The organism is Aeromonas sp. Prich7-2 (genome assembly GCF_017939255.1).
Lineage (GTDB): Bacteria > Pseudomonadota > Gammaproteobacteria > Enterobacterales > Aeromonadaceae > Aeromonas > Aeromonas caviae.
On the sequence record NZ_JAGKRI010000005.1, the window covers coordinates 41,194 to 56,558 of the forward strand.

Genomic DNA, 15,365 nt, shown 5'->3' on the forward strand with positions numbered 1-15,365 from the left:
TTTATAATCAATAAATCACCACATTGGATAACCAAATGGAATGAGATTCGACCTGAGACAATTGCAGGCCTTCGTCACGCTGGCCGAGAGTGCCAACTACCGGGAGGCGGCCAGCCGGCTTTTTGTGACGCAACCGGCCCTGACCAAGCAGATCCAGGGGCTGGAGCAGGCCCTCGGCAGCACCCTGTTCAACCGGGGCCGCCACGGGGCCGAGCTGACCGCCATCGGCCTCCAGTTGCTGCCCCAGGCCATGGCTCTGGTGGATCACGGCAAGGGATTTGAGCAGCATGCCCTGGCGCTGGCAAGCGGTGCCGCCGGACGCCTCAACATCGGGTTCGGGCTCTCCAGCTTCGCACTGGCCCCCTCCCTGGTAGCCCGTTTCAAGCAGCAGGCCCCCGACGTGCTGGTTCACCTGCGGGACACCACCTCCGCCATCCAGCAGGAGCACTTGCTGGCGGGTAGGCTGCAACTGGGCTTCATGCGACGGCCTGATGCGCCGCAGCTGAGGGAACACAGGCTGCTGACGGACAGACTGGTGCTGGCCGTCCCCACCCAGGTGGCAGGGCCGGACTTCGACCTGGAGCGGGCGCTGATCCGCGATCCCTTGCTGCAGATGGTGGGCCATCGCTGCCCGGGTCTCAGCCAGCAGATCGCCCGCTTTCTCGGCGCCAACCGGCTGACCGGTCTCATCCAGGAGGCGGAAGACATCCAGACCCTGGTCGCCCTGGTGGCCGCCGGTATCGGCAACGCCATCCTGCCGCGCAGCGTGGGGTTCATCGCAGGCAAGGAGGTGACCCTCTACCCCCTCTCCGGCCCCTGGTCGGAATGGGAAATCAGCCTGGTGTGGAACCCGGAATTTGCCGATCCCATTCGGGATCGCTTTCTGGCCCTGGTCAGGGCGGCATATCCGCAGAGCCACAGCCTCTGAGAGGAGCGCAGCCCGAACCGGAATCCTGAAGTACAAAACGGCTGGCTAATGGCCACACCACTGCCGCTCGCAGGGGATGCCGTCTCCTTCCCCATCCATCTTGGTATTGGGGCAATTTTGCAAAAACCAGGTCGCCTCCTCGCAGGAAGTCATCTGGGAGCAATGCTGACGGCCATCGCACTGACGAACAAAAGTCGGTGCCTGAATCGTACTGTTCGAAGTACTGTCCTCCTGGCTAAAAGAGGGAGCGGATGGAAGTGAGGCAAACTCGGCCGAGAAGCGGGAATAGAGGGAGAACAACCCCGCCAGCACCAATAGGGGGATTAACTTGCCACCCCAGCGCCCCTTGCGACGAGGAGCATGATACTCCCGGGTTCTATATGTGGTGGCGTGTGGTGCCCGAGGGCTCAAATCCTCCCTGCTCCCACGATCCGGCATGGATGGCATAGGTCCGCCAGCCAGCGAGAGCGGGCGGTCGGGAAAGAACACTTGTACGGCACAAGGCTTGCCATCCTTGCTGCTCCCGATCAGATAGGAAACCTTTTCCCCCACCTCCGGCGGCCTGCCATCGAATTGCAGGGTGGTGATGTGAACAAAAAGATCGGCTCCGCCCTGCTCCTGCTTGATGAACCCGAAACCGCGTTGTGAATTCCAGCTCGCGATCCTGCCCTGATAACGCATGTCCTCATCCTTGTGGCCAGTACGGTTCCACTCATGTTGCCCGAAATTGGTTCGGTTTCAACAGAGCATTGGCATGAAAAATGAGTGGATTAGATACGAGTGGTCAGAGCAGCTCCGCGACCTTGATGATCTCGGCAATGCGACCGAGCATGCGCAGGGAAGCCTGGTGTTCTGCGGCATCCGCCGCCGCACAGGCATCCTCCAGGATGGTGATGGCGTAGTCCCGATCGTGACCATCTCGCACCGCCCCCTGAATGGCCCAGCTGGTACTCACGCCGCACACATAGAGATGCTCGATGCGATTGGCCCGTAGCGCCGGCTCCAGCGCCGTGCCGTAGAAGGGGCTGACCCTGGGTTTGGTCAGCACCAGATCCCCGGGTTGCACATCGAGCTCCGGGTGAAAGTCGGTGCCGCTGTCCGCCAGGGAGAGGGCCCCGAACTGCCGGGCACGGCCAAACATGGGGGAACCCTTGGGTTGCAGCAGATAGCCCTCGTCAAACCCCACCTTGATGAGCACCACCAGCCAGCCGTGAGCGCGGGCATGATCCAGCGCCTGATTGGCGTGCACAATGGCGTTCTGCTCGATCACCTGGGCCGCCGAGGCGGCGATGCGCCCGTCCGGGTGGGCGATGTCGTTGATGAAATCGATCACCAGCAATGCCTTGTTCATGGTGTGCTCCCCCCTTGCCTGAGGCCGTTTTGCCCCTGCGCCGCCAGGATCACTCCTCGCGGCCATATAAAAAACCGGCTGGCACCATCACACGGATTGATATGCCACCCGATTGGTACCTGGCAGTGCCACGCACTGCCTCATACCAGCCCAAGCGCATAGCGTAGCGCCATCTCCTTGAGGGGGCCCGCCTTGTCCGCCAGATTCAGCGCCAGGTTGCGGGCAAGCCTGAGGGGGCCTATCTCGTTGCTGAAGACCCCGTAGAAGAGATCCATCCCCGACTGCATCAGCAGGTTGTCAGGGCGGCGTCGCCCCTCGTAACGCCCGGCCAGCGCCAGCTCATGCCACTGTGCCCCCGCCTTGCCGAGCAACCCGGCCCAGCAGGCCACGTCCTTGAAACCGAGGTTGACCCCCTGCCCCGCCAGCGGGTTGATGGTGTGGGCCGCATCCCCGAGCAGCACCACTCGCCCGGCGTGATAGTCGTTGGCGTGGCGGCGCACCAAGGGGAAGCTCCCCTTGGCCGTCACGGTGAAACCGCCAAGGCGGCTGGGGAAGTGGCGGCGCACCTCGACGGCCAGGGCCTCGTTGCTCATGGCGGCCAGCGCCCGGATGCGGGCCGGGCTGTCATACCAGACCAGGGAGCCATGGCGGCCCGGCAGCGGCAGGAAGGCGCGCGGGCCGCTCGGGGTGAACTGCTGCCAGGTGATGTCTTCCTGTGCAAAATCGGTGTCGATGTTGATCAGCATGCAGTGCTGGCGGTACTCGAAACGCGACACCCCGATGCCGGCCAGTCGCCGGGTGTGGGATTCGGCACCATCGCAGGCCAGCACCCAGCGCGCCTGCAGCTCGGTGCCGTCATCCAGGGTCAGCACGGCGTCATCCGCACTCTGGCGCAGACTCGTCACCGCCGCCGGGGTATGGGTCTGGATGGTCGGGAAATCCTCCATCCTTTTCAGCAGGGCGAGCTGGATCAGCCGGTTCTCGATGATGTAGCCGAGCTGGGGCAGCCCGAGATCCACCGCGTCGAAGCGGGTAGCGAAGCCGTCCAGCTCCCAGGTCTCCAGCCGGCGATAGGGGCACAGCCGCATCTGCTGCAGATATTGCCAGGCACCGGCCCGGGTCAGCAGCGCCACCGAGGCCTGACTGATGGCGGAAACCCGCAGATCCAGCGGCTGCTCGGGGGCATAGGGCTCGGGCAACCGGGTCTCGATGACCCGAACCGAGAGCCCCTCTGCCGCCAGCAGGCAGGCGGTGGCGGCGCCCACCATGCCGGCGCCGACGATGGCAATATCACACTGTTCCATAACTTGATTCCTGCAAGGAGTCCCCGCGATAAGGGGCAAGGGCCGAACCGAATGGGGCATGATAACGCAAGGAGGCGGCAGAAACAGTGAGGGGGATGCGCAATTGCCGACGACAAGCCGGCCCTGATGGCGACGGGCGGCCCCAGACTGGTCAGCACCGGGATTGCGGAGTAAAATGGCCGGTCCTTTGATCCTGCCGATTTCAAAACCAGTCACGAGAAGCAATGAGCAAGAAACTTCATATCAAGACCTGGGGCTGCCAGATGAACGAGTACGACTCGTCCAAGATGGCGGACCTGCTGGATGCCAGCAATGGCTACACGCTTACCGAGGAGCCGGAAGAGGCAGATGTGCTACTGCTCAACACCTGTTCCATCCGCGAGAAGGCCCAGGAGAAGGTGTTCCACCAGCTCGGTCGCTGGAAGAAGCTCAAGGCGAAAAAACCGGGGCTGGTGATCGGGGTGGGCGGCTGCGTCGCCTCCCAGGAAGGGGAGAACCTGCGCAGCCGGGCGCCCTATGTGGACATCGTCTTCGGACCCCAGACCCTGCACCGCCTGCCGACCATGATCAAGCAGGTGCAGGAGGGGCGCGGTGCCCAGGTGGACATCGCCTTCCCCGAAATCGAGAAGTTCGACAACCTGCCCGAACCCCGTGCCGAGGGGGCGACCGCCTTCGTTTCTATCATGGAAGGCTGCTCCAAGTACTGCTCCTTCTGCGTGGTGCCCTACACCCGTGGCGAGGAGGTGAGCCGGCCACTGGATGACGTGCTCTATGAAATCGCCCAGCTCGCCCAGCAAGGGGTGCGCGAAGTGAACCTGCTCGGCCAGAACGTCAACGCCTACCGGGGGCCGACCTTCGACGGGGAGGTCTGCACCTTCGCCGAACTGCTGCGCCTGGTGGCTGCCATCGACGGCATCGACCGCATTCGCTACACCACCAGCCACCCGGTCGAGTTCACCGACGACATCATCGAGGTCTATCGTGATACCCCCGAGGTGGTCAGCTTCCTGCACTTGCCTATCCAGAGCGGCTCGGATCGCATCCTGACCATGATGAAGCGCCCGCACACCGTGCTGGAGTACAAGTCCAAGATCCGCCGCCTGCGCGCCGTGCGTCCCGACATCACCATGAGCTCCGACTTCATCGTCGGCTTCCCGAACGAGACGGACGAAGACTTCGAGGCCACCATGAAACTCATCGAGGAGATCAACTTCGACATGAGCTTCAGCTTCATCTACAGCCCGCGCCCCGGCACCCCGGCCGCGGACCTGCCCGATGACGTCGACATGGAAGTGAAGAAGGCCCGCCTGACCCGACTGCAAAACCGCATCAATCACCAGTCCATGCTCATCGGCCGCGCCATGCTGGGCTCGGTGCAGCGCATCCTGGTGGAGGGGCCCTCCAAGATGGATCCCATGCAGCTCAGTGGCCGCACCGAGAACAACCGGGTGGTCAACTTCGAGGGGCCGCACCGCCTCATCGGCGGCTTCGCCGACGTGGAGATCACCGACGTACGCCCCTACTCCCTGCGCGGCCGCTTCATCCGCGGCGAGGACGAAATGAACCTGCGCATCGCCACGGCCCCGAGCGAGATCCTCGCCCGTCGTCCTGACAACGTGCCCGATGATCTGGGCGTTGCGGCCTTCAGACCCCATTGATGACTCTCTCCCCCGCCCCGTGGCGGGGGAACAACCGATAAGAGGACACCTTGAGCCGACACATCTCCACCCTGAATCTGCATCTGGAACCCGCCGACAACCAGCGCCTCGCCAGCCTGTGCGGACCCTTTGACGACAACCTCAAGCAGCTGGAGCGCCGTCTCGGCATCGAGATAAGCTACCGGGACAACCACTTCCAAGTGATCGGCAAGCAGGCCCAGGTGGAGGCGGCTGCCGTCATCCTCAAACACCTCTATGTGGAAACCCAACCCCTCAAGGGGAGCAAGGTGAGCGACATCACCCCCGAGATGGTGCACCTGGCGGTGCAGGAGTCCCGCGTGCTGGAGCAGGACGACGAACCCGCCCCTTCCCTGCCGTATGGCAAGGAGGTCACGGTCAAGACCAAGCGCGGTCTCATCAAGCCCCGCAGCCCGAACCAGGCCCAGTACATCGCCAATATCGTGCGCCACGACATCAGCTTCGGCATCGGGCCCGCCGGGACCGGCAAGACCTATCTCGCCGTGGCCGCCGCCGTGGATGCTCTGGAGCGCCAGGAGATCCGCCGCATCCTGCTGACCCGCCCGGCGGTGGAAGCCGGTGAGAAGCTCGGCTTCTTGCCCGGCGATCTTTCCCAGAAGGTGGACCCCTACCTGCGCCCCCTCTACGACGCCCTGTTCGAGATGCTGGGCTTCGAGCGGGTGGAGAAGCTGATGGAGCGCAACGTCATCGAGGTGGCGCCGCTTGCCTACATGCGCGGCCGCACCCTCAACGACGCCTTTATCATCCTGGACGAGGCCCAGAACACCACCACGGAACAGATGAAGATGTTCCTGACCCGCATCGGCTTCAACTCCAAGGCAGTGGTGACCGGCGACATCACCCAGGTGGACTTGCCTCGCAGCACCAAATCCGGTCTGCGCCACGCCCTGGAGGTGTTGCAGGGGGTCGATGGCCTCTCCTTCAACTTCTTCGAGTCCAAGGACGTGGTGCGCCATCCCGTGGTGGCCCGCATCGTGCAGGCCTACGAGGCATTCGATGCCCAGCAGGCGGCCGAGAAGAGCGCAGCCACTCCCCGCAACGAGAACACCAGCAAAGAGAGTGCCCAATGAGCGTGACCCTGGATCTGCAACTGGCCTGCGCCAGCCCGGACGGCCTGCCGACCGAGGCCCAGCTGCAAGGCTGGCTCGACGGTACCATTCTGGGCTTCCAGCCCGAGGCCGAGGTGACGGTGCGCCTGGTGGACGAGGCGGAGAGCCGCGAGCTCAACCACACCTATCGCGGCAAGGACAAGCCCACCAACGTGCTCTCCTTCCCCTTCGAAGCGCCACCGGGTCTCGAGCTGCCCCTGCTCGGGGATCTGGTGATCTGCCGCCAGGTGGTCGAGGCCGAAGCCGTCGAACAGGGCAAGCCCCTGATGGCCCACTGGGCTCACATGGTTGTGCATGGCAGTCTGCATCTGCTAGGTTATGACCATATCGAGGACGAGGAGGCCGAGGAGATGGAGCAGCTCGAGCGCGACATCATGCAGGAACTGGGCTTCGCCGATCCTTATCTGAACGACGAAGAGTAACGAACCGGATGGTCATCGTCTTGAAACAGCCGGTGCCCATCCTCATATAGCCACAACGATTTCAAGTGTGTTCATACGAGTAACCAAGAGAGAAAATGACCGACGATCACCCTAGTACCGGCTCGCCGAAGAAAACCTGGCTCGACAAACTCAGCCAACTCTTCCAGGGCGAGCCAAAAGACCGCAATGATCTGGTAGAGGTCATCGCCGATGCCGAAGAGCGGGACCTCATCGATCAGGACACCAAGGACATGATCGAGGGCGTGCTCGAAATTGCCGAGCTACGCGTGCGTGACATCATGATCCCCCGCTCCCAGATGGTGACCATCGAGAAGTCCCAGCCGGTGGACGAGTTCCTGCCGGTCATCATCGAATCCGGCCACTCCCGCTTCCCGGTGATCAACGAAGACAAGGATCACGTGGAGGGCATCTTGCTCGCCAAGGATCTGTTGCCGTTCGGTTTTGGCGGCCAGCATGCCAGCGAACCGCTCCAGCTGGAGAAGATCCTGCGTCCCACGGTGATCGTGCCGGAGAGCAAGCGGGTCGATCGCCTGCTCAAGGAGTTCCGGGAAGAGCGCTACCACATGGCCATCGTAGTGGACGAATTTGGCGGTGTCTCTGGCCTCGTAACCATCGAGGACATTCTGGAGCTCATCGTCGGCGAGATTGACGACGAGTTCGACGACATCGAGGACGAGCCGGAAGAGATCCGCCGCATCAGCAAGCGGGTCTTCTCGGTGAGCGCGCTGACCGAGATCGAGGACTTCAACGACTTCTTCGGCACCCAGTTCAGCGATGAAGAGGTGGACACCGTCGGCGGTCTGGTGATGCACGCCTTCAGCCACCTGCCCAAGAAGGGTGAAGAGATCGAACTCGACGGCTACCTGTTCAAGGTGATGCACGCCGATCGCCGTCGCCTGCAACAGTTGCAGGTGAAGATCCCCGAGCATCATGCGGCGGCGCAGCCGGAGTCCTGATCCCGCCCAGCCCCACGCACATCCCGCGCCCCTCTCGTCAGGGGCGCTTTTTTTTGCCTCTCTCCCGCCGCGCGACCGCCCCTGGACCCACGCCGACCGCGAGGCTCGCCGTTGACCCGGTTTGCGGTTAAGATGTCGGCCATTGTGTTTCCATTCAGTCCAATTCGAGCCCCGATCCCCCGTGAAATCGAAACTCCTGACCAGCCTGTTTGCCATTGCCAGCGGCGCCATCGCCGTGCTGGCCTTCTCCCCTTTCGGCTACTGGCCCCTGGTGATCCCCTCCCTGCTCGGCCTTTACGCCCTGCTGGACAAGGCCACCCCCAAACAGGCAGCCTGGCGCGGCTTCGGCTACGCCATGGGTCTGTTCCTGCCCGGGCAGTGGTGGATCCACGTCAGCATGACGGAGTTTGGCGGCATTCCGCTGCCGGCCGCCTTCGTGCTGCTGGCCGGGCTCTGCGCCTATCTCTCCCTCTACCCGACCCTGGCCTGCTGGCTCTTCGCCCGCTTCTTTGCCGGCCGCCACTGGAGTCGCTGGCTGCTCGCCTTCCCGGCGCTCTGGCTGATGGCCGACTGGCTGCGGGGCTGGGTGATGACCGGCTACCCCTGGCTCTGGTTCGGCTACACCCAGATAGACGGCCCCCTCAAGGGCTTCGCTCCCCTTCTCGGGGTGCAGGGCATCACCCTCGCCCTGCTGCTCACCGCCTCCGCCCTCTGGCTGGTATGGCAGCACCGCAAGCCGGCCTGGCTGCTGCTCCCCGTCGCCCTGGTGGGCGCCGCCCAGGGGCTGATGCAGCTCAACTGGGTGACCCGGGGTGAGCCGGTCAAGGTCGCGCTGGTGCAGGGCAACATCGAGCAGTCCCTCAAGTGGGATCCGGAGGCCCTGGTGCCGACCGTGCGCAAGTATCAGGATCTCAGCCGCGAGAACCAGGATGCCGACATCATCGTCTGGCCGGAGTCCGCCATCCCGGCCATCGAGAAGGAGATGGGTACCTATCTGGAGAGCCTGGACAAGGCGATGAAGGTGAACGACACCGGCCTGCTGGCGGGGATCATCCATTACGATCTGAAACAGCAGCGCTTCTTCAATACCGTGCTCGGCATGGGGGTACAGGATGCTGAGGGCAAGGAGTCCTACTACTACGAGCACAAGAACCGCTACTACAAGTACCACCTGCTGCCCATCGGCGAGTTCGTACCCTTTGAAGATCTGCTGCGTCCCATCGCCCCCTTCTTCAACCTCCCCATGTCCTCCTTCAGCCGGGGTGACGAGGTGCAGCCGAACCTGATCGCCAAGGGGCTCAAGTTTGCCGCCGCCATCTGTTACGAGATCATCTTCCCGGACGAGGTGCGCCGCAATGTGCAGCCGGATACCGACTTTCTGCTGACCGTCTCCAACGACGCCTGGTTCGGCACCAGCATCGGCCCCTGGCAGCACATGGAGATCGCCCGCATGCGCGCCCTCGAGCTGGCCCGCCCGCTGCTGCGCGACACCAACACCGGCATCACCATCGTCACCGAGATAGACGGCAGCATCATCGCCCAGATCCCGCAATTCGAGGCTGGAGTATTGCGTGCCGAGGTACGCCCCGCCCACGGCCAGACCCCCTATCTGCGTTTTGGCAGCTGGCCCATGTATGGCCTGGCCGCCGCCCTGCTGGGGCTGGCCCTGTGGCTGCGCCCACGTGCCCACCCCTGGGCACGCAAGGGCTAAGACCACACAACGCCGATAAACAAAAGAGGCGCCCTTGGGCGCCTCTTTTTATGGTTTGGCTTATGGCTTGGCACAGTCTGGCGGCTCAAGGAGACAGCGGCTCGCGATGATATTCATCGGCCCCACACTCCGGGCAGGTGTCAAGCTGCTCCGGGTGCAGCACGGTATGGCGCCACTCGCAGTGGTCGCACACCAGCACCCCGAGTCCCACCCAGTCCCCCGCCCGGTAGACCCCCTTGTGTTCCAGCTCGTCCGCCAACTCCTGCCACTCCACCTGGGTTCGGTCGGTCACGTCCGCCAGCCAGGACCAGGCGGTGTCCTTGAGCGCCAGCATGAAGGCGGACTCCTCCACCTGCTCATCCTTGCGCCCTTCGTCATAGTTGCCCAGATCCCGCTTCACATACTCGGCGATCAGCGCCAGCTCGTCCTGGGTCAGATCCCCGGCCGCCTCCAGATAGGCCTGCACCTTGGCGATCATCCGGTTGAGGCGCTCTCCCTGAAACGCTTCCGTCTCTTCCCACTGCTTCTTGAGCTGGGCGATAAAGGCTTCATACCCTTGTCGACGTTTGTCCATGGCCATCACTCCTCTGCTGAATCCCGATCGAGCCAGACCCTGACCTCGGGCTCGGCGGATACGGGCGGCGGTTGCCATTCTCACTTCGTTGCGACTCTCGCGGCTCTTGCGGCTCTGCAAATCCTCGCGGGTACCGGACCTGGCCCGAGACCGGGCGGATGCTGGCGGTTGTTGCCGCCGCAGGATATGGGTATTCTATCGGGATTTCCCAGCCGTTTTATCTATTCATTTCACAGATCCGGATGTCACCAATGCAAGAGCAATACGTTCCCCAATCCATAGAACCAGCAGTGCAGAAGCACTGGGATGCCAAGAAAACCTTCAAGGCGGTGGAGAAAGTAGACAAGGAAAAGTTCTACTGCCTCTCCATGTTCCCCTATCCGTCTGGTCGTCTGCACATGGGGCACGTTCGCAACTACACCATAGGTGATGTGATCTCCCGTTATCAACGGCTCAATGGCAAGAACGTGCTGCAACCCATCGGTTGGGACGCCTTCGGCCTGCCGGCAGAAAACGCCGCCATCAAGAACAACACGGCGCCGGCCCCCTGGACCTACGAAAACATCGAATACATGAAGAACCAGCTGAAGATGCTGGGTCTGGGCTATGACTGGGATCGGGAGCTGGCCACCTGCAAGCCGGACTACTACCGCTGGGAGCAGTGGTTCTTCACCAAGCTCTACGAAAAGGGTCTGGTCTACAAGAAGACCTCTTCCGTCAACTGGTGCCCGAACGACATGACCGTACTGGCCAACGAGCAGGTAGTGGACAACTGCTGCTGGCGCTGTGACACCCCGGTGGAGCAGAAAGAGATCCCTCAGTGGTTCATCAAGATCACCGACTACGCCGAAGAGCTGCTGAACGACATCGACAATCTGGAAGGCTGGCCGGAAATGGTCAAGACCATGCAGCGCAACTGGATTGGCCGCTCCGAAGGGGTCAACATCAGCTTCAATATCGACGGTCAGGCCGAGCACCTCGAGGTCTACACCACCCGTCCGGACACCTTCATGGGTGTGACCTATGTGGGCATCGCCGCCGGTCACCCGCTGGCGCTGCAAGCAGCCCAGAACAATCCGGAGCTGGCCGCCTTCATCGAAGAGTGCAAGAACACCAAGGTGGCCGAAGCTGAACTGGCCACCATGGAGAAGAAGGGCATGGCCACCGGCCTCTACGCCATTCACCCGCTGGATGGCCGCAAGGTGCCCGTCTGGGTCGCCAACTTCGTGCTGATGAACTACGGCACCGGCGCCGTGATGGCAGTACCGGGTCACGACCTGCGTGACCACGAATTCGCCACCAAGTACGGCCTCGAGATCAAGCCTGTCATCAAGCCTGTCATCAAGCCGGTTGATGGCGACGTCGACGTGAGCGAAGCGGCTTATACCGAGAAGGGCGTACTGTTCAACTCCGGCGAATTCGACGGTCTCGACTTCCTGGGTGCCTTCGATGCCATCGCCAACAAGCTGGAAGGGCTCGGCAAGGGCAAGCGCACCGTCAACTACCGTCTGCGCGACTGGGGGGTTTCCCGTCAGCGCTACTGGGGCGCCCCCATCCCCATGCTGACCCTGGCCGACGGTACCGTGGTGCCGACCCCGGAAGAGCAGCTGCCGGTTCTGCTGCCGGAAGACGTGGTGATGGACGGTATCCAGAGCCCCATCAAGGCCGACGCCGAGTGGGCAAAGACCACCTACAACGGCCAGGAAGCGTTCCGCGAGACCGATACCTTCGACACCTTCATGGAGTCCTCCTGGTACTACGCCCGCTACTGCTCCCCGGACTACGACAAGGGCATGCTGGATCCGGCGGCTGCCAACCACTGGCTGCCGGTGGATCAATACATCGGCGGCATCGAGCACGCCTGTATGCACCTGCTCTATGCCCGCTTCTTCCACAAGCTGCTGCGTGATGCGGGCCTCGTGAACAGCGACGAGCCGTTCAAGCGCCTGCTCTGCCAGGGCATGGTGCTGGCCGACGCCTTCTACTACAAGGATGAGAAGGGCGGCAACGTCTGGGTCAGCCCCCTCGACGTCAAGGTTGAGCGCGACGACAAGGGCCGCATCACCAAGGCTGTCGACCTTGAGGGTCGTGAAGTGATGCACTCCGGCATGACCAAGATGTCCAAGTCCAAGAACAACGGCATCGACCCGCAGCTGATGGTGGAGCGTTACGGCGCCGATACCGTCCGTCTGTTCATGATGTTCGCCTCTCCGGCCGAGATGACCCTGGAGTGGTCCGACTCCGGCGTGGAAGGTGCCCAGCGCTTCCTGCGTCGCCTGTGGCGCATCACCTTCGAGCACGTATCCGGTGGCGCCGTTGCCGCACTGGACGTCGCCGCCCTCACCAGCGACCAGAAAGCCGTGCGCCGCGAGCTGCACAAGACCATCGCCAAGGTGAGCGACGACGTGGGTCGCCGTCAGACCTTCAACACCGCCATCGCTGCCATCATGGAGCTGATGAACAACCTGGCAAAACTGGGCAGCGACGCTCAGGATCGCGCCCTGATGCAGGAAGCGCTGGAAGCGGTCGTGGTCATGCTCTACCCCATCACCCCGCACATCGGCTTCGAGCTGTGGAAAATGCTGGGCAAGGAAGGGGACATCGATGTCGCGGCCTGGCCGGTGGCTGACGAAGCGGCCATGGTCGAGACCGAGAAGCTGGTGGTGGTGCAGATCAACGGCAAGATGCGCGGCAAGCTGACCGTGCCGGCCGAGATAAGCCAGGCCGACGTCGAGAAGCTGGCCATGGCCGATGCGTCCGTACAGAAGTTCACCGACGGTCTGACCGTGCGCAAAGTCGTGTACGTGCCGGGCAAACTGCTCAACATCGTGGCCAACTGATGACGCCTCCCCTGGCGGCGGCCGACGGTCTGGGCCAGGGGCTGACGACACACGGATGATGACGGCGGGCCCTGCGCCCGCCGCTCTTCCCTTCATGCAAAGAGGATTTTTTATGGGCACCATCTTCACGCGCTGGATGGCCATCGTGCTGGCAGGACTGCTGCTGCAGGCCTGCGGTTTTCAGATGCGGGGCACCGCCATTCCCCCCGAGCTGATGACCATGAAAGTGGTCGGTGACAACAAGAGCGACTTCTACCGGCTGGTCACCACCCGTCTCAAGGCCGCTGGCGTCGAACTCGCCGACAAGGAGGGCATCCCGGTGCTGACCCTGGCTGGGGTACGTAGCCGCAGCCAGGTCGCCTCCGTCGACTCCATCGGCCAGGACCGCGAATACCTGCTCAGTTACAGCACCCAGTTCACCGTGGTCATGCCGGGAAAACCGACCCAGGTCTTCCCCATCACCTTCAACCGCAGCTTCCTGAACAAGCCGGATGCGGCACTCGCCTCCTCCCGCGAGCAGGAGCAGCTGGGCAAGGAGATGCAGGAGCAGGCCGCCAACCTGGTTATTCGCCAGCTCAGTCAGGTCAAGTTCTGATGCGCGTATCTTGATGAGAGGGTGTTGATGAGAGTCTATCCCGAGCAGTTTGCGGATCATCTCAAGGCAGGGCTCAAGCCCTGCTATCTCATTTTTGGGGACGAGCCCCTGCTCAAACTGGAAGCTGTCGACGCCGTGCGTCAGGTGGCACGCAAACAGGGCTTCGATGAGCGCCACAGCTTCGTGGTGGAACAGGGGCTGGACTGGAACCAGGTCTACGATGCCTGCCAGGCCATGAGCCTGTTCTCGGCCCGCCAGATCATCGAGCTGGAGCTGCCCGCCAAGATCGACAAGGATCTCGCCGCCCGCATCAGCGACATTGGCAAGCAGCTCCACCCCGACCTGCTGCTGGTGCTCTCGGGCCCCCGCCTCAACCAGACCCAGATGAAGGCGGCCTGGTTCGACAAGCTGAGCCAGAGCGGCACCTATGTGCCGGTCAACCACCCCGAGCCCCGCTTCTTCCCGCGCTGGATGAGCGCCCGCTTTCAGCGCTTCGGCCTCAAGGCACTGCCGGATGCGGTCAACTTCATGTGCCACGCCTACGAGGGCAACCTGCTGGCCGCGAGCCAGGAGATCGAGAAGCTGACCCTGCTCTCGCCGCCCCAGCCCATCAGCGTCGCCTATCTGCAGGAGACCATCATCCGCCACGCCCACTTCACTCCCTTCCAGCTCGTCGATACCCTGCTGGAAGGAAAGGTGAACCGGGCCCAGCGCATCCTGCTGGCCCTGCGCGCCGAAGGCACCGAACCCGGCATGCTGGCCTGGACCCTGTGCCGCGAACTGGAGCAGCTCACCGAGCTGGCGCTGGCCGCCCGCGCCGGACAGCCCCTGGTGGAGCATTTCAGCCGCCTGCGCATCTGGCAGAGTCGCCAGCAGCTCATCCAGCAGGCGCTGACCCGGCTTCCCTTCCCCAAGATCCGGCAACTCTGGCAACTGATGGCCCAGCTGGACCATGCCCAGCGCCATTTCGACACCGAGCAGGCCTGGTTGATGCTGCAAACCATCGCCCTCGGCTTTCGTGACGGTACCCCGCTCCCCCTGCTGGAGACGGAATCATGCTGACACCGCCCATCGGGATCCTCGGCGGCACCTTCGATCCCATTCACATCGGCCACCTGAGGCCCGCCATCGAGGCCCGGGACGCCCTGGGTCTGGCCGAGGTGCGCCTGCTCCCGAACCATATCCCGCCCCACCGGGCCAATCCGCTCTGCTCCAGCGAGCAGCGGCTCGCCATGGTCCGGCTCGCTGCGGCGGACAACCCGGGATTCGTGGTGGATGAGCGGGAGCTCAGGCGCGACACCCCCTCCTGGACCATCGACACCCTTGTCGAGTTGAGGAGCGAGCTGCCGGACACCCCGCTCTGCTTTTTGATGGGGATGGATTCCCTGCTCGGCCTGCCGGGCTGGCACCGCTGGCAGGAGTTGCTCGATTACGCCCATCTGGTGGTGAGCTGCCGCCCAGGCTGGCAACCGGATTATCCCGTCCAGGTGGCCGCGCTGCTGGCCCGCCACCAGACCCGGGATATTCAGGATCTCCATCGCCAGCGCCACGGTCATGTCTGGCTTTGTGACAACCTGCCCGTCGAGCTGTCGGCCACACGCCTGCGTGCCCTGCTCGCGGCAGGCCAGGATCCCAAATACCTGCTGCCCAACCCGGTCGCTGACTATATTCGGCGCCACGGGCTCTACCGCTCATCGGCAACGCAGTAAACGGCGCCACGCAGGCGGGTCAGCCGACACGTCCGGGCGCACCGGGCCCGGCCCTGACTATTGCCAGGCCGGGTTGCACACTATAGTGATCGTCAAGGGGCCCCTCCCCCACGGGACGGCTCCCCGGGCGATGCTCCCTTTGCCAGGC

General features: G+C 63.3%; 14 protein-coding genes. 10 read left to right on the top strand and 4 right to left on the bottom strand.

The genetic code is table 11. The annotated features are described in order from the left end of the window. Positions 1-40: 40 nt before the first annotated feature. Positions 41-928, top strand: coding sequence for a LysR family transcriptional regulator (locus J9892_RS01255; protein WP_134996971.1), 888 nt, complete (start codon positions 41-43; stop codon positions 926-928). Positions 929-973: 45 nt separating this feature from the next. Here J9892_RS01255 and J9892_RS01260 read toward each other — a convergent pair whose 3' ends face one another. From J9892_RS01260 to J9892_RS01270, 3 genes are all read right to left on the bottom strand, one after another. Then, positions 974-1,609: a cold shock domain-containing protein gene (locus J9892_RS01260; protein WP_134996972.1), complete on the bottom strand. Its 636-nt coding sequence runs from the start codon at positions 1,607-1,609 to the stop codon at positions 974-976. A 103-nt stretch (positions 1,610-1,712) separates the two neighbouring features. After that, entirely contained in the window at positions 1,713-2,279 is a 567-nt protein-coding gene (locus J9892_RS01265; protein ID WP_160837068.1) for an isochorismatase family cysteine hydrolase, read from the bottom strand. A gap of 140 nt (positions 2,280-2,419) precedes the next feature. Next, complete coding sequence (locus J9892_RS01270; protein WP_053288740.1) at positions 2,420-3,583, bottom strand: FAD-dependent monooxygenase; 1,164 nt, start codon at positions 3,581-3,583, stop codon at positions 2,420-2,422. A gap of 224 nt (positions 3,584-3,807) precedes the next feature. Between J9892_RS01270 and miaB the strand changes: the two genes are divergently transcribed. From miaB to lnt, 5 genes are all read left to right on the top strand, one after another. Continuing rightward, positions 3,808-5,241, top strand: coding sequence for a tRNA (N6-isopentenyl adenosine(37)-C2)-methylthiotransferase MiaB (gene miaB / locus J9892_RS01275; RefSeq protein WP_010673772.1), 1,434 nt, complete (start codon positions 3,808-3,810; stop codon positions 5,239-5,241). A gap of 50 nt (positions 5,242-5,291) precedes the next feature. Beyond that, on the top strand, positions 5,292-6,350 hold the full coding sequence (locus J9892_RS01280) for a PhoH family protein (protein ID WP_010673771.1): 1,059 nt from the start codon (positions 5,292-5,294) through the stop codon (positions 6,348-6,350). After that, entirely contained in the window at positions 6,347-6,811 is a 465-nt protein-coding gene (gene ybeY, locus J9892_RS01285) for an rRNA maturation RNase YbeY (RefSeq protein ID WP_039041101.1), read from the top strand. The genes J9892_RS01280 and ybeY overlap by 4 nt, the downstream gene beginning before the upstream one ends. 95 nt (positions 6,812-6,906) lie before the next feature. Next, the gene (corC, locus tag J9892_RS01290) at positions 6,907-7,788 is read left to right on the top strand and encodes a CNNM family magnesium/cobalt transport protein CorC (protein ID WP_010673769.1); all 882 of its coding nucleotides are present in this window, start codon (positions 6,907-6,909) and stop codon (positions 7,786-7,788) included. 181 nt (positions 7,789-7,969) lie between these two features. Beyond that, positions 7,970-9,499: an apolipoprotein N-acyltransferase gene (gene lnt, locus J9892_RS01295; protein WP_042014505.1), complete on the top strand. Its 1,530-nt coding sequence runs from the start codon at positions 7,970-7,972 to the stop codon at positions 9,497-9,499. An 85-nt stretch (positions 9,500-9,584) separates the two neighbouring features. Here lnt and J9892_RS01300 read toward each other — a convergent pair whose 3' ends face one another. Then, positions 9,585-10,073 (bottom strand): zinc ribbon-containing protein, encoded by a 489-nt coding sequence (locus tag J9892_RS01300; RefSeq protein WP_103243597.1) that lies wholly within the window; start codon positions 10,071-10,073, stop codon positions 9,585-9,587. 251 nt (positions 10,074-10,324) lie between these two features. Here J9892_RS01300 and leuS point away from each other — a divergent pair, with 251 nt between their 5' ends. From leuS to nadD, 4 genes are all read left to right on the top strand, one after another. Further along, on the top strand, positions 10,325-12,913 hold the full coding sequence (leuS, locus tag J9892_RS01305; RefSeq protein ID WP_210537929.1) for a leucine--tRNA ligase: 2,589 nt from the start codon (positions 10,325-10,327) through the stop codon (positions 12,911-12,913). Between the two features lie 112 nt (positions 12,914-13,025). Beyond that, complete coding sequence (lptE, locus tag J9892_RS01310) at positions 13,026-13,508, top strand: LPS assembly lipoprotein LptE (RefSeq protein ID WP_043153202.1); 483 nt, start codon at positions 13,026-13,028, stop codon at positions 13,506-13,508. Positions 13,509-13,535: 27 nt separating this feature from the next. Continuing rightward, positions 13,536-14,570, top strand: coding sequence for a DNA polymerase III subunit delta (gene holA / locus J9892_RS01315; RefSeq protein ID WP_010673764.1), 1,035 nt, complete (start codon positions 13,536-13,538; stop codon positions 14,568-14,570). Beyond that, positions 14,564-15,217 carry a nicotinate-nucleotide adenylyltransferase gene (nadD, locus tag J9892_RS01320; protein WP_210537930.1) on the top strand — a complete coding sequence of 218 codons (654 nt, stop codon included), beginning with the start codon at positions 14,564-14,566 and terminating at the stop codon, positions 15,215-15,217. The genes holA and nadD overlap by 7 nt, the downstream gene beginning before the upstream one ends. The last annotated feature ends 148 nt before the right edge of the window (positions 15,218-15,365 follow it).

Bases quoted from the DNA above. Each gene is read 5' to 3' on its own strand.
- holA (WP_010673764.1), top strand. From the start codon at position 13,536: ATGAGAGTCTATCCCGAGCAGTTTGCGGATCATCTCAAGGCAGGGCTC.
- ybeY (WP_039041101.1), top strand. From the start codon at position 6,347: ATGAGCGTGACCCTGGATCTGCAACTGGCCTGCGCCAGCCCGGACGGC.
- J9892_RS01255 (WP_134996971.1), top strand. From the start codon at position 41: ATGAGATTCGACCTGAGACAATTGCAGGCCTTCGTCACGCTGGCCGAG.
- J9892_RS01260 (WP_134996972.1), bottom strand. From the start codon at position 1,609: ATGCGTTATCAGGGCAGGATCGCGAGCTGGAATTCACAACGCGGTTTC.
- J9892_RS01270 (WP_053288740.1), bottom strand. From the start codon at position 3,583: ATGGAACAGTGTGATATTGCCATCGTCGGCGCCGGCATGGTGGGCGCC.
- nadD (WP_210537930.1), top strand. From the start codon at position 14,564: ATGCTGACACCGCCCATCGGGATCCTCGGCGGCACCTTCGATCCCATT.
- leuS (WP_210537929.1), top strand. From the start codon at position 10,325: ATGCAAGAGCAATACGTTCCCCAATCCATAGAACCAGCAGTGCAGAAG.
- J9892_RS01265 (WP_160837068.1), bottom strand. From the start codon at position 2,279: ATGAACAAGGCATTGCTGGTGATCGATTTCATCAACGACATCGCCCAC.
- miaB (WP_010673772.1), top strand. From the start codon at position 3,808: ATGAGCAAGAAACTTCATATCAAGACCTGGGGCTGCCAGATGAACGAG.
- J9892_RS01300 (WP_103243597.1), bottom strand. From the start codon at position 10,073: ATGGACAAACGTCGACAAGGGTATGAAGCCTTTATCGCCCAGCTCAAG.
- lptE (WP_043153202.1), top strand. From the start codon at position 13,026: ATGGGCACCATCTTCACGCGCTGGATGGCCATCGTGCTGGCAGGACTG.
- corC (WP_010673769.1), top strand. From the start codon at position 6,907: ATGACCGACGATCACCCTAGTACCGGCTCGCCGAAGAAAACCTGGCTC.